General features: G+C 58.9%; 11 protein-coding genes. 4 read left to right on the top strand and 7 right to left on the bottom strand.

Going from position 1 to position 13,237, the window contains the following annotated elements; all coding sequences use genetic code 11:
* Nucleotides 1-32 precede the first annotated feature (32 nt).
* Nucleotides 33-1,316 carry a sensor histidine kinase gene (locus ACA079_RS05585; RefSeq protein ID WP_497702845.1) on the bottom strand — a complete coding sequence of 428 codons (1,284 nt, stop codon included), beginning with the start codon at nucleotides 1,314-1,316 and terminating at the stop codon, nucleotides 33-35.
* Nucleotides 1,306-1,989 carry a two-component system response regulator ColR gene (gene colR, locus ACA079_RS05580; RefSeq protein WP_095132512.1) on the bottom strand — a complete coding sequence of 228 codons (684 nt, stop codon included), beginning with the start codon at nucleotides 1,987-1,989 and terminating at the stop codon, nucleotides 1,306-1,308. Before colR ends, ACA079_RS05585 begins: the two co-directional genes overlap by 11 nt.
* 204 nt (nucleotides 1,990-2,193) lie before the next feature.
* Here colR and ACA079_RS05575 point away from each other — a divergent pair, with 204 nt between their 5' ends.
* Nucleotides 2,194-4,143, top strand: coding sequence for an LTA synthase family protein (locus tag ACA079_RS05575; protein ID WP_497702844.1), 1,950 nt, complete (start codon nucleotides 2,194-2,196; stop codon nucleotides 4,141-4,143).
* Nucleotides 4,144-4,197: 54 nt separating this feature from the next.
* A complete protein-coding gene (locus tag ACA079_RS05570; protein WP_497702843.1) occupies nucleotides 4,198-4,941 on the top strand; it encodes a phosphatase PAP2 family protein in 744 nt (247 codons plus the stop codon).
* A 183-nt stretch (nucleotides 4,942-5,124) separates the two neighbouring features.
* Here ACA079_RS05570 and groL read toward each other — a convergent pair whose 3' ends face one another.
* The 4 genes from groL to ACA079_RS05550 form a co-directional block, all read right to left on the bottom strand.
* Nucleotides 5,125-6,768 (bottom strand): chaperonin GroEL, encoded by a 1,644-nt coding sequence (gene groL, locus ACA079_RS05565; protein WP_415773471.1) that lies wholly within the window; start codon nucleotides 6,766-6,768, stop codon nucleotides 5,125-5,127.
* Nucleotides 6,769-6,817: 49 nt separating this feature from the next.
* Nucleotides 6,818-7,111, bottom strand: a complete 294-nt coding sequence (locus ACA079_RS05560) for a co-chaperone GroES (RefSeq protein ID WP_007948593.1) — start codon at nucleotides 7,109-7,111, stop codon at nucleotides 6,818-6,820.
* Nucleotides 7,112-7,359: 248 nt separating this feature from the next.
* On the bottom strand, nucleotides 7,360-7,836 hold the full coding sequence (locus ACA079_RS05555; RefSeq protein ID WP_497702842.1) for an FxsA family protein: 477 nt from the start codon (nucleotides 7,834-7,836) through the stop codon (nucleotides 7,360-7,362).
* 66 nt (nucleotides 7,837-7,902) lie between these two features.
* On the bottom strand, nucleotides 7,903-8,634 hold the full coding sequence (locus ACA079_RS05550; RefSeq protein ID WP_497702841.1) for a HugZ family pyridoxamine 5'-phosphate oxidase: 732 nt from the start codon (nucleotides 8,632-8,634) through the stop codon (nucleotides 7,903-7,905).
* A gap of 170 nt (nucleotides 8,635-8,804) precedes the next feature.
* Here ACA079_RS05550 and ACA079_RS05545 point away from each other — a divergent pair, with 170 nt between their 5' ends.
* Nucleotides 8,805-9,563, top strand: a complete 759-nt coding sequence (locus tag ACA079_RS05545) for an SDR family oxidoreductase (RefSeq protein WP_497702840.1) — start codon at nucleotides 8,805-8,807, stop codon at nucleotides 9,561-9,563.
* A gap of 109 nt (nucleotides 9,564-9,672) precedes the next feature.
* On the opposite strand, the gene apbC is transcribed toward ACA079_RS05545, so the two are convergent.
* Nucleotides 9,673-10,767 (bottom strand): iron-sulfur cluster carrier protein ApbC, encoded by a 1,095-nt coding sequence (gene apbC / locus ACA079_RS05540; protein WP_497702839.1) that lies wholly within the window; start codon nucleotides 10,765-10,767, stop codon nucleotides 9,673-9,675.
* Between the two features lie 330 nt (nucleotides 10,768-11,097).
* Here apbC and metG point away from each other — a divergent pair, with 330 nt between their 5' ends.
* A complete protein-coding gene (gene metG / locus ACA079_RS05535; RefSeq protein ID WP_046047100.1) occupies nucleotides 11,098-13,149 on the top strand; it encodes a methionine--tRNA ligase in 2,052 nt (683 codons plus the stop codon).
* Nucleotides 13,150-13,237: the final 88 nt, after the last annotated feature.

Here is a 13,237-nt window from a genome sequence, read left to right as displayed (position 1 = left end):
AGGCAACGATAGCTCTGGGCCGTTGCGACCGATCAGCTCACATCCGACGAACACAACTCCACCTGAAAACGACAGCCGTTGGGCTCCATGTTCGTCAGGCTGACGTTCCAACCCTGGTTTTCACAGATCCGCTGCACCAATGACAGCCCAAGGCCCAAGCCCTCGCCGCGTTTCTCGTTGCCCCGCACGAACGGCTCGAACATCGCCTCGCGTTTTTCCTCGGGAATACCCACGCCGCTGTCCTCGACCATGAAACCCGTTGCCGTCAGGGTCAGGCGGATGAACCCGCGCTCGGTGTAATGCAGCGCGTTACGCAACAGGTTGCCCATGACCGCGTGCAGAAGGGTTGCGTTGTAGCAAGTGTTGGCCGGATTGCCCGGTTCAAAGATCAGCGCCAGCCCCTTGGCCTCGATCGGCTCACGCCACTGATTGAGCAGGCCATCGGCTACCTGGCTCAGGGTCTGCTGGGGTGACATGCTGGCGTCTTCACGTTGTGCGCGAGCCAACATCAGGAAGGTTTGCACCAGCTCGCGCATCTCTTCACAAGCGCGGGCGATTCGCTGGACCTGTGCACGTCCACGCTGATCGATGCCGGGGTTTTCCAGCAGCAGCTCGCAGGAACTGGCGAGCACCATCAATGGCGTGCGCAGCTCGTGACTGACGTCACTGGTGAATAACCGTTCGCGGGTCAACGCCTGGCGCAAGCGCCCGAGGGTGGCGTCGAAAGCCACGGCCAACTCGCCCACCTCATCAGCGGCGTAGTCCGGCGCCAGCGGTGGCGCCAGACCTAATAACTGATCACGGTGACGGACCTGACGGGCCAGTCGCACCACGGGCGCCATCACTTTGCGCGCCAGTATCCAACCTAGAAACACCGCCAATGCCAGACTCAGGACGAAGCCCACCAGCACCACGGCAAACAGCACCCGTTCACGCTCTTCGAAATCGCTCTGATCCTGTAACAGCACATAATGCCGGCCGTCGACGACTTCGACCATCGCGTGATACGACAGCTGTTCGCGAAACACTTCGTGAAAGCCCGGGTCCAGGTGCCGCAGGTCCTTGGGGAGCTCGAAGTCACCCGGCCCGCCGCTGAAATAGAACAGCTGGTCCGGCTCGGGACGGTGGCTCCAGTCCGACACGCTGTCCATCAGCAACAGACGTTGTAGATCGCCGCCCAGACCTGCCGAAATCAGTTTTTCTTCGACCAGGTGCACGGTCGCCACAATGCCCATGGCGAAGGCCCCTGCCACCAATGCGCTCATCAGCGCAAAGGCGATGATGATCCGTTGAGCAAGGCTCTGTTTAAACTCCATCTCGGCCCTCGGCCAAGCGGTAACCCACACCGTGCACGGTTTGCAGCAACGGTTTGGCGAACGGCTTGTCGATCACCTGGCGCAATTGATGGACGTGGCTGCGCAGGCTGTCGCTGTCCGGGCAGTCATCGCCCCACAGCGCCTCTTCGAGAATTTCGCGGCGCAGTACGTGCGGACTTTTCTGCATGAGCACGGCCAGCAACTTCAGGCCCACCGGGTTGAGCTTCAGCAGTCGCCCCTCGCGGGTAACTTCCAGGGTATCGAGGTCGTAGATCAGATCGCCGACCTGCAGGGTGCGGCGACCGCCACCCTGGGCGCGACGCATGACCGCCTCGATGCGCGCCGCCAATTCAGATAGCGCAAAGGGTTTGATCAGGTAATCATCGGCGCCGGATTTGAAGCCTTGCAGCCGGTCGTCCAATTGATCGCGAGCGGTGAGCATGATCACCGGCGTGTCGCGGCGCGCATCTTCACGCAGACGTTTGCACAGGGTATAACCGTCGATGCCCGGCAACATGATGTCGAGCACAATCAAGTCGTAATGCTCGGTGGCCGCCAGGTGCAAGCCTGACAAACCGTCCTGCGCGCAATCCACGGTATAACCCTTGAGCCCCAAGTAATCGGCCAGATTGGCCAGGATATCGCGGTTGTCTTCAACCAATAGAATTCGCATGGGTATCTCCTGCGTACACAGTAACGGCCGTCTTGGCCCGCGCAGCTTAAGGCCAAGTGTGGTTCAGGGCTAGGGTTACGGTGCCTGGAATCAATCCGCTCAACCAAATTATGGAGCTAACAAGTTTTTCACTATCGATTCACACGCTGACTACAGTGGCAGGGCGAGAATCTCGCGCAATTGATATCAAGGAATGTATACACAATGGACTTCTTCAAGACCGCACCAATGCGCTTTCTCCTGCTCGTGACCGGCACATGGCTGGCCATTTTCCTGCTGACCCGGACGGTTTTGCTGCTCACCCATCTGGATGAGACCGGCAGCGGATTTCTGTCGGTGTTTGGCATCGGCCTGCTTTACGACCTGGGCTTCATTGCCTACGCAGCGTTGCCGATGGGCCTCTACTTGCTGCTCTGCCCACCAGCCTTGTGGCGTCGCCGTGGCCACCGCTGGGTCCTTCAGGGGCTGCTGACCGTCAGCCTGTTCGCCATGCTGTTCACTTCCGTGGCCGAATGGCTGTTTTGGGATGAGTTTGGTGTGCGATTCAACTTCATCGCCGTCGATTACCTGGTGTATTCCGACGAGGTATTGAACAACCTGTTGGAGTCTTATCCGATCGGTACGCTGCTGAGCATCCTTGCCGTGTTGGCCATCACCCTGAGCTTTGCGTTGCGCAAACCTTTCAATGCCGCGCTGGACGCACCGTTGCCGCCACTGCGCGGGCGCGTGCTGAATGCGCTGGGCCTGTTGATCGTCGCGGGGCTGAGTTTGCAACTGCTCAGCCAGGATTCGCCGCGCGCCCAAGGCGGTAATGCCTATCAGAACGAACTGTCGAGCAATGGGCCCTATCAGTTCTTCGCTGCATTCCGTAACAACGAACTGGATTACCCGCAGTTCTACAGCAGTCTGCCGCCGGCAATCGTTGCTCAGCAGATTCGTGCCGAATTGAGCGAACCCAACGCGCGTTTCATCGGCGAGGATCCGCAGGACATTCGCCGGATGATCGACAACCCGGGCACTGCGCGCAAACCCAACATTGTGCTGGTGACCATTGAAAGCTTCAGCGCCAAGTACATGGGCAGTAACGGCGACGACCGCAACCTGCCCCCCAACCTCGATGCCTTGCGCAAGCAGAGCCTGTACTTCAACAACTTCTATGCCACCGGCACCCGCACCGATCGCGGCCTTGAGGCCATTACCCTGGCGATCCCGCCAACCCCAGGGCGTTCGATCGTCAAGCGTGTGGGGCGTGAAAGCGGTTTCGCCAGCCTCGGCCAGCAACTCACCGCCGTGGGTTACGACAGCGTGTTCGTCTATGGCGGACGCGGTTACTTCGACAATATGAACGCGTTCTTCAGTGGCAACGGTTACCGTGTGGTGGACCAGACCAGCGTCGATGAATCAGAGATCCACTTCAAAAATGCCTGGGGCATGGCTGACGAAGATCTGTACAAGCAGACCCTCAAACTGGCTGACGCTGACTACGCGAAACAGCAGCCGTTTCTGCTGCAACTGATGACCACTTCCAACCATCGTCCTTATACCTACCCGGACAACCGGATCGACATCAAATCCGGCAACGGTCGCGACGGTGCGGTGAAGTACACCGATTATGCCATTGGTCAGTTCCTCGATCAGGCGCGCCAGAAGCCTTGGTTTGACAATACAATCTTCGTCTTCGTCGCCGACCACACGGCTGGCAGCGCCGGCATGGAAGACTTGCCGATCAGCAACTATCAGATTCCGTTGTTCATCTATGCGCCGAAGCTGATCGATGCACGAGAAACCGCGCAACTGGCCAGCCAGATCGACCTGGCGCCTACCTTGCTGGGTTTGCTGAACCTGGATTATCAATCGACCTTCTTCGGTCGCAACTTGCTGCAGGACAATCCACTGCCGCCCCGCGTGGTCGTCGGCAATTACCAACATCTGGGCTTGTTCGACGGCAAGGATTTGGCGATCCTGAGCCCTCGCCAAGGGCTGCGTCGCCATGATGAAGCACTGACCGAGAGCCGCGAGTCCCGGGCCAACGCCAGAGACCCATTGATTGCCCGCGCTATCACCTATTACCAAACCGCCAGTTATGGCTTCAAGCAACAGCTGCTTGGCTGGAGGGCGCCCATGGAGGGCACCGACCAAGTCAGCGAACGTTAATCGAATCGCCCCGGGCTGATGCCCCGGGGCTTATTCCTTAGTTCAGGATCCACCATGTCATCCACTGCTGTCCGCCCCGCCTCTCGCCCGCTGAATTTCTGGGTGTGCCTGGGCGTTCCCGCCATCGCGGCGATCATTCTGATGCTGCTCGAACTGACGTCCCTGGACATGGATCTTGCCAAGCTGTTCTATGACCCGGTCGCGGGGGATTTCATCGGGCGGCACAGTTACTTCCTGGAAGAGATCCTGCATGACCGCGCCAAGCAGGTGGTCATCGCCTTCTCGGTATTGGCCATCTTCGGTTTCATCGCCTCCTTTTTCATGGACCGGCTCAAACCGATCAAACGGGAACTGGGCTGCCTGGTGCTGTCTCTGGCGCTGGCGACCTCCTTTGTCACGCCAGTCAAAGCGGTGACGGCCGTGCAATGCCCGTGGAGCCTTGAGCAGTTCGGCGGACACGAAACCTATAGCGAGTTGCTCAGCCCTCGCCCGCACACCGATAAACCGGGCCGCTGCTGGCCCGGCGGTCATGCGGCGACGGGTTTCACACTGTTTGCGCTGTTCTTTGTCCTGCGTGACCGTCGTCCGCGTCTGGCGCGCAAGGCGTTTGTATTCGCTTTCGCGTTGGGCACGGTGTTTTCGATCAGCCGGATGATGCAGGGGGCGCACTTCTTTTCGCACAACGTGTGGACGGCGATTTTCTGCTGGCTGATTTGCCTGGGGGCGTATTACTACATCCTTTATCGACCAGCCTCGAAGGCTGAGCGAGCGACCAAGGTGGAACCGGTCAGCGCCTGAAGCCTCGCGTTAACCTGTAGGAGCAAAGCTTGCTCGCGATTCAGGCGCCGCGGTGTATCAGTTGCACCGCGTTATCGTTCATCGCGAGCAAGCTTTGCTCCTACAGGACAGGGTAAATGACGGGCAATAAAAAGCCCCGCCTGCTTATCGCAGGCGGGGCTTTTTTATAGGGGTAAGGCTGGCTTACATCATGCCGCCCATGCCGCCCATACCGCCCATGTCTGGCATGCCGCCGCCAGCTGGACCGTCTTCCTTGATCTCAGCGATCATGGCTTCGGTGGTGATCATCAGGCTGGCAATCGACGAAGCCGCTTGCAGAGCCGAACGAGTCACTTTAGCCGGGTCCAGGATACCCATTTCGATCATGTCGCCGTATTCGCCGGTAGCAGCGTTGTAACCGTAGTTACCCGAACCCTGCTTGACCTTGTCGACAACTACGCTTGGCTCGTCGCCGGAGTTGGCAACGATCTGACGCAGTGGCGCTTCAACAGCGCGACGCAGCAACTGGATGCCAACGTTCTGGTCATCGTTGTCGCCTTTCAGCTCGGAGATTGCCTGCAGAGCGCGAACCAGTGCCACGCCGCCGCCAGGTACCACGCCTTCTTCAACGGCTGCACGGGTAGCGTGCAGGGCGTCTTCAACGCGGGCTTTCTTCTCTTTCATTTCAACTTCGGAACCAGCGCCAACCTTGATCACTGCAACGCCGCCGGACAGCTTGGCCAGACGCTCTTGCAGTTTTTCACGGTCGTAGTCGGACGAAGTGTCGGCCACTTGCTGACGGATTTGCAGAACGCGAGACTGGATATCAGCTTCAACGCCGGCACCGTCGATCACGGTGGTGTTTTCCTTGGTCACGGTGACGCGCTTGGCATTACCCAGGTGTTCCAGGGTAGCGCTTTCCAGGCTCAGGCCGATCTCTTCGGAGATAACGGTACCGCCAGTCAGAACAGCGATGTCCTGCAGCATGGCCTTGCGACGATCGCCGAAACCTGGCGCCTTGACGGCAACCACTTTAACGATACCGCGCATGTTGTTCACAACCAGAGTCGCCAGGGCTTCGCCTTCAACGTCTTCGCTCACGATCAGCAGTGGGCGGCCGGCCTTGGCAACAGCTTCCAGCACTGGCAGCAGTTCGCGGATGTTCGAGATCTTTTTGTCGACCAGCAGGATCAGCGGACCGTCCAGCTCGGCAGTCATGGTCTCTGGCTTGTTGACGAAGTACGGGGACAGGTAGCCACGGTCGAACTGCATGCCTTCAACAACCGACAGTTCGTTTTCCAGGCCCGAGCCTTCTTCAACGGTGATCACGCCTTCTTTACCGACTTTTTCCATGGCTTCGGCAATGATGTCGCCGATGGAGCTGTCGGAGTTGGCCGAGATGGTGCCGACCTGAGCGATGGCCTTGGTGTCAGCGCAAGGCTTGGACAGGGCTTTCAGCTCTTTGACGATAGCGATGGTCGCTTTGTCGATGCCGCGCTTCAGGTCCATCGGGTTCATGCCGGCAGCGACGGCTTTCAGGCCTTCGTTGACGATCGATTGAGCCAGAACGGTAGCGGTGGTGGTGCCGTCGCCTGCGTCATCGTTGGCACGGGAGGCAACGTCTTTGACCAGCTGCGCGCCCATGTTTTCGAAGCGATCTTTCAGCTCGATTTCTTTGGCAACGGACACGCCGTCCTTGGTGATGGTCGGAGCGCCGAAGCTCTTCTCGATGATCACGTTACGGCCTTTAGGGCCCAGGGTCGCTTTTACTGCGTCAGCCAGGACGTTGACACCGGCGAGCATTTTCTTGCGGGCGGAATCGCCGAATTTAACTTCTTTAGCAGCCATGATCGATATTCCTTAAATACTTTGTAGTAGCGGGAAAATGAGCGGGGAATCAGCCTTCGACAACGGCGAGGATTTCGCTCTCGCCAATTACCAGCAGGTCTTCGCCGTCGACTTTCACGGTGTTGCTGCCGGAGTACGGGCCGAACACAACCTTGTCACCCACTTTCACGGACAGTGCACGCACTTCACCGTTGTCCAGCACTTTGCCTGGGCCTACAGCGAGGACTTCACCCTGGTTTGGCTTTTCAGCAGCCGAACCTGGCAGGACGATGCCGCCAGCGGTTTTCTTTTCTTCTTCGCTGCGACGGACGACGACGCGGTCATGCAGAGGACGAAGCTTCATTGTCGATCTCTCCTAATTGTGGTTTTCATCGGCCGGTGTATTCCCGGCGGGTTTAACAAATCCGGCGGTGCCGGGTGCGGCTCGACAAGCGAGACGCGGAAGTCTGTCTGGCGTAATCGCCAGAAACCTTGCGGTGACCGTTACATAAGGGCGCATAAGCTTATTACAAGGGCGAGGAAGCAAATTTTTTCAGGTTGCTGCCCCACAAACGAACACGGCACCCGAAGGTGCCGTGCAGCTGAAACGCTTTACTTGGAATCGCGGTGTTCGAATTCGCCTTCGATCACGTTTGGCTCACGGCCCAGCGGCTCGCGCGGAGCAGGACCGCCACGTGCCTGAAGGTCGTCGGCGAACGCACGCTGACGGATTGCCGCCTCTTCGGCACGCTGGCGCATTTTATTGGCCAACAGTCGACGAGAGATCGGCAGCAACATGATCAGACCCAGCACATCAGTGACGAAGCCCGGCAGGATCAACAAACCACCCGCCAGCGCCAGCATCAAACCTTCGAGCATGGTCTGGGCCGGCAACTCGCCGCGGTTCAGGCTTTCACGAGCACGCAATGCGGTTGCCAGACCAGCGATACGCAGCACGAACACGCCGAGCATCGAGCCGAGAATGACCAGCAGCAGGGCCGGGAAAAACCCGATCGCCCCGCTGACCTTGACGAATACGAACAGCTCCAACACCGGAAACAGCACAAAGAGCAATAAAAAAGGGCGCATCAAATGGTTCCTCAACGCAAGAATGCCTTGCCAGTCTTCCCTAGATGACGTCGCCGATTCGTGAATTCAAGCGTCGGCCACTTCATTTTTCGGCCAATGTTCAGCGTGAGCCAGGAAAACCAAGGCTTCGCGCACTTGTGTCGGCGTATTACACGGCGTTTGAAACGGCAACCAATAGAGCCCCTGACCAATGCGCAGGTGCATGCCTTCGGTGTCGATACCCGCCAGTTGCGCCGGCTCGGTTTTCGGCAGGCCTGCCAGTTCGACGTAGTGGGCGATGGCTTTGGCGTGATCGGCATTCATGTGCTCGACCATGCTCGCTTCGGCTTTTCCGGCGAACGGGTTGGCCAGCGTTAACTGATCGACCCAGTGAATCGCACCGAAGCCGCCGATGTAACGGTGACGTACCGGTTTGAGCACCCAGAAATCGAAATCATGAGCCTTGTGGTAGCTCTGCGAATCCGGGAAATAGCGGTAGTAACGCTCAGCCGCCGCTTCGATGGCTGAGTCGTCCTCGAGCTTTTCCGCTTCGGCGAGGTAGGTCAGGCGACCAACGGCTTGCACATCTTCGGCCCCGCGCTCGCCCACAAACAGTGAGCATTTTGGATCTTTCTGCAGGTTGTGGGTGTGCTGGGCGATACGGCTGATAAGGATCAGCGGCCGGCCCTGTTCGTCCAGACAGTACGGAACCACGGAGCCAAACGGGAAACCGGGCATCGCCTTGGAGTGTGTCGAGAGCACTCCACGGTATTCCTTGAGAAGCAATTCTCGGGCATTCTTGGCCGCTTCAACGCTCAATTTATGACTCCTTATATAGAATCCGTCGAAAAAACGGACAGGCGCCTGGGGATAAGTTCCAGTACGCCATCGGGGCAGTTCTCATGTGCAACCAAGCCGTATCAGGTGCAGATTGAGAGGCTACTCTCTAAAAGGAAACCACTCCTCTGACCTGCTATTGGGGCATGCGAATGCAACTCACTGACAAAGTAATCATTATCACGGGCGGTTGCCAGGGTTTAGGCCGCTCCATGGCCGAGTATTTCGCCGGTAAAGGCGCGAAGCTGGCGCTGGTGGACCTGAACCAGGAAAAGCTCGACGACACCGTCGCCGCTTGCAGAGATAAAGGCGTCGAGGCTCGCGCTTATCTGTGTAATGTCGCCAATGAAGAGCAAGTGACCCACATGGTCGCCCAGGTTGCCGAGGACTTCGGGGCGATCCATGGCCTGATCAACAACGCCGGGATTCTGCGCGACGGTCTGCTGATCAAGGTCAAGGACGGCGAGATGACCAAGATGAGCCTGGCCCAGTGGCAGTCGGTCATCGACGTCAACCTGACCGGCGTATTCCTGTGCACCCGTGAAGTCGCGGCCAAAATGATCGAGCTGAACAACAGCGGCGCGATCATTAATATCTCGTCGATCTCCCGCGCCGGCAACGCCGGCCAGACCAACTACTCCGCCGCCAAGGCCGGTGTCGCCGCGGCGACCGTGACATGGGCCAAGGAATTGGCACGCTACGGTATTCGTGTGGCAGCCATTGCACCGGGCTTTATTGAAACCGAAATGACGCTGAGCATGAAGCCTGAGGCGCTGGAGAAGATAACGTCCGCGATTCCACTCAAGCGCATGGGCACGCCTGAAGAGATCGCCCATTCGGCGGCGTACATTTTCGAAAACGACTACTACACCGGTCGGATTATGGAGTTGGATGGCGGGTTGCGGATTTAAAGCAAAATCAAAAGATCGCAGCCTCGCTTCGCTCGACAGCTCCTACATGGATTGGGTTACACCTGTAGGAGCTGTCGAGCGAAGCGAGGCTGCGATCTTTTTCAGCGAATCAATCGTCGCTGATGGTGATATTCGGCATCGCTGGCGATACCGCTTCCTGCAACACGATTCGCGCGCCGACATGGCGGGCCAGTTCCTGGTAAACCATCGCAATCGGGCTGTCAGGCTCGGCGATCACCGTTGGCTTGCCGCCATCGGCCTGTTCGCGGATGGCCATCGCCAGCGGCAACGAAGCCAGCAGTTCGACGCCGTATTGGTTGGCCAGCTTCACACCACCGCCCTCACCGAACAGATGCTCGGCATGTCCGCAATTGGAGCAGATGTGCACGGCCATGTTTTCCACCACGCCCAGCACCGGAATGTTGACCTTGCGGAACATTTCCACACCCTTGCGCGCGTCCAGCAATGCCAGATCTTGTGGCGTGGTAACGATCACCGCGCCGGCCACCGGGACTTTCTGCGCCAGGGTCAGCTGGATGTCACCGGTGCCTGGTGGCATGTCGATGACCAGGTAATCCAGGTCGCCCCAGGCGGTTTGAGTGACGAGTTGCAACAAGGCGCCGGAAACCATCGGCCCGCGCCAGACCATCGGCGTGTTGTCGTCGGTCAGGAACGCCATGGACATGACTTCGACACCATGGGACTCGATCGGAATAAACCACTTCTGATCCTTGATCTTGGGTCGGGTGCCTTCAGGGATGCCGAACATGATGCCTTGGCTCGGTCCGTAAATGTCCGCGTCGAGGATCCCTACCTTGGCGCCTTCGCGGGCCAGGGCCAGGGCGAGGTTGGCGGCAGTGGTGGATTTACCCACACCGCCCTTGCCGGACGCCACGGCCACCACGTTCTTGACGTTGGCCAGCCCCGGGATCTGCGCTTGAGCCTTGTGCGCGGCAATGACACTGGTGATCTCGACGCGGGCGATGGTCACGCCGTCCAGCCCTTCAATGGCCATTTGCAGCAACTGCGCCCAGCCACTCTTGAACAGACCGGCGGCGTAACCCAGCTCCAGCTGGACGCTGACGCGATCACCCTGAATGTCGATGCCGCGTACGCACCCGGCGCTGACCGGGTCCTGGTTCAGATAAGGGTCGGTGTATTGGCGAAGGACGGCTTCCACCGCTGCGCGATTGACGGCGCTCATGGGCAACTCCGATAGCAAGACTGGAAAATCAGGCGGGTATCGTACCTGTTCTATAGTCCGGACGGCATGCTTTCAGGATGTGACAAATATCCTGTGGCTGAACGCAACCTGTAGCAGCTGGCGAAGCCTGCGTTCGGCTGCGTAGCAGTCGTAAAACCAGACACCGCGGTGTTTCAGGTAGACCGAGTTGCCCGGATTCACGACTGCTGCGCAGCCGAACGCAGGCTTCGCCAGCTGCTACATGGACCGTGGATACGGGTCGCGGGGGTGAAAAATATGCGCCGGCGCTTTATAGTGGCCGACCTCCGTTTCATCAAGTAGCCGAGCCCCATGTCCGAGCCACGCAAGATCCTCGTTACCAGCGCCCTGCCCTATGCCAATGGTTCGATCCATCTTGGCCACATGCTGGAATACATCCAGACCGATATGTGGGTGCGCTTCCAGAAGCACCGCGGCAATCAATGCATTTATGTCTGCGCCGACGACGCCCACGGTTCGGCCATCATGCTGCGCGCGGAAAAGGAAGGCATCACCCCGGAACAACTGATCGCCAACGTCCAGGCTGAACACAGCGCCGACTTTGCCGAGTTCCTGGTGGACTTCGACAACTTCCACTCCACTCACGCCGAAGAAAACCGTGAGCTGTCGAGCCAGATCTACCTGAAGCTGCGCGACGCCGGGCACATCGCCCAGCGTTCGATCACTCAGTACTTCGACCCGGAAAAGAAAATGTTCCTGGCCGACCGCTTCATCAAGGGCACCTGCCCGAAATGCGGCACCGAAGACCAGTACGGCGACAACTGCGAAAAATGCGGCGCGACCTACGCGCCGACTGACCTGAAGGATCCGAAGTCGGCGATCTCTGGCGCCACCCCGGTGCTCAAGGATTCCCAGCACTTCTTCTTCAAGCTGCCGGACTTCCAGGAAATGCTGCAAGCCTGGACCCGCAGCGGCACCCTGCAAGAAGCCGTGGCGAACAAAATCGCCGAATGGCTGGATGCCGGCCTGCAACAGTGGGACATCTCCCGCGATGCGCCGTACTTCGGTTTCGAAATCCCGGACGAGCCAGGCAAATACTTCTATGTATGGCTGGACGCGCCGATCGGTTACATGGCCAGCTTCAAGAACCTCTGCGACCGCACGCCTACACTTGATTTCGACGCGTTCTGGGGCAAGGATTCCACCGCCGAGCTGTACCATTTCATTGGCAAGGACATCGTCAACTTCCACGCCCTGTTCTGGCCAGCCATGCTCGAAGGCGCCGGTTTCCGTAAACCGACCGGCATCAACGTGCACGGCTACCTGACCGTCAACGGTCAGAAAATGTCCAAATCCCGCGGCACCTTCATCAAGGCCCGGACCTATCTCGACCACCTGTCGCCGGAATACCTGCGCTACTACTACGCGGCGAAGCTGAGCCGTGGCGTCGATGACCTGGACCTGAACCTCGAAGACTTCGTGCAGAAGGTCAACTCCGACCTGGTCGGCAAAGTCGTCAACATCGCCAGCCGTTGCGCCGGTTTCATCCACAAAGGCAACGCCGGTGTACTGGTGGCGGGTAATGCCGCACCGGAACTGACCGAAGCGTTCCTCGCCGCAGCGCCGAGCATCGCCGAAGCCTACGAGGCTCGCGACTTCGCCCGTGCCATGCGCGAGATCATGGGCCTGGCCGACCGTGCCAATGCCTGGATCGCCGACAAGGCGCCGTGGTCGCTGAACAAACAGGAAGGCAAGCAAGACGAAGTCCAGGCCATCTGCGCCCTGGGCGTCAACCTGTTCCGCCAGCTGGTGATCTTCCTCAAACCGGTACTGCCGCTGCTGGCCGCCGACGCCGAAGCGTTCCTCAACGTCGCGCCGCTGACCTGGAACGACCACGCTACCTTGCTCAGCAACCATCAGCTGAACGAGTTCAAACCGTTGATGACCCGTATCGACCCGGTAAAAGTGCAAGCCATGAGCGACGCCTCGAAAGAAGACCTGACCGCCAGCGCTACCGACACCGGCGACGCTGCACCTGCCGGCAATGGCGAACTGGCCAAGGATCCGCTGTCGCCGGAGATCGAGTTCGATGCCTTTGCCGCTGTCGACCTGCGCGTCGCCCTGATCCTCAAGGCCGAACACGTGGAAGGTGCCGACAAACTGCTGCGCCTGACTCTGGACATCGGTGACGAGCAACGCAACGTGTTCTCCGGGATCAAGAGCGCTTATCCGGACCCGTCCAAGCTCAATGGTCGTCTGACCATGATGATCGCCAACCTCAAGCCACGGAAAATGAAGTTCGGCATCTCCGAAGGCATGGTGATGGCGGCTGGCCCTGGCGGTGAAGAAATCTACCTGCTCAGCCCTGACAGCGGCGCCAAGCCAGGTCAGCGCATCAAGTAAGGCTCTGCTGTAAACCGATCCCACAGTCGTGCCTGGCGCGACTGTGGGATTTTCATGTCTGGCCCATACTATCTCTCAACTCCGGACT

The sequence above is a fragment of the Pseudomonas sp. LBUM1645 genome, from assembly GCF_059716185.1.
Note: the sequence above shows the minus strand (reverse complement) of the source record. Positions and strands in the feature narration are given on the sequence as shown.

Excerpts from the sequence above, each read along its gene's own strand:
- ACA079_RS05585 (WP_497702845.1), bottom strand. The coding sequence starts at position 1,316 with ATGGAGTTTAAACAGAGCCTTGCTCAACGGATCATCATCGCCTTTGCG.
- colR (WP_095132512.1), bottom strand. The coding sequence starts at position 1,989 with ATGCGAATTCTATTGGTTGAAGACAACCGCGATATCCTGGCCAATCTG.
- ACA079_RS05575 (WP_497702844.1), top strand. The coding sequence starts at position 2,194 with ATGGACTTCTTCAAGACCGCACCAATGCGCTTTCTCCTGCTCGTGACC.
- ACA079_RS05570 (WP_497702843.1), top strand. The coding sequence starts at position 4,198 with ATGTCATCCACTGCTGTCCGCCCCGCCTCTCGCCCGCTGAATTTCTGG.
- groL (WP_415773471.1), bottom strand. The coding sequence starts at position 6,768 with ATGGCTGCTAAAGAAGTTAAATTCGGCGATTCCGCCCGCAAGAAAATG.
- ACA079_RS05560 (WP_007948593.1), bottom strand. The coding sequence starts at position 7,111 with ATGAAGCTTCGTCCTCTGCATGACCGCGTCGTCGTCCGTCGCAGCGAA.
- ACA079_RS05555 (WP_497702842.1), bottom strand. The coding sequence starts at position 7,836 with ATGCGCCCTTTTTTATTGCTCTTTGTGCTGTTTCCGGTGTTGGAGCTG.
- ACA079_RS05545 (WP_497702840.1), top strand. The coding sequence starts at position 8,805 with ATGCAACTCACTGACAAAGTAATCATTATCACGGGCGGTTGCCAGGGT.
- apbC (WP_497702839.1), bottom strand. The coding sequence starts at position 10,767 with ATGAGCGCCGTCAATCGCGCAGCGGTGGAAGCCGTCCTTCGCCAATAC.
- metG (WP_046047100.1), top strand. The coding sequence starts at position 11,098 with ATGTCCGAGCCACGCAAGATCCTCGTTACCAGCGCCCTGCCCTATGCC.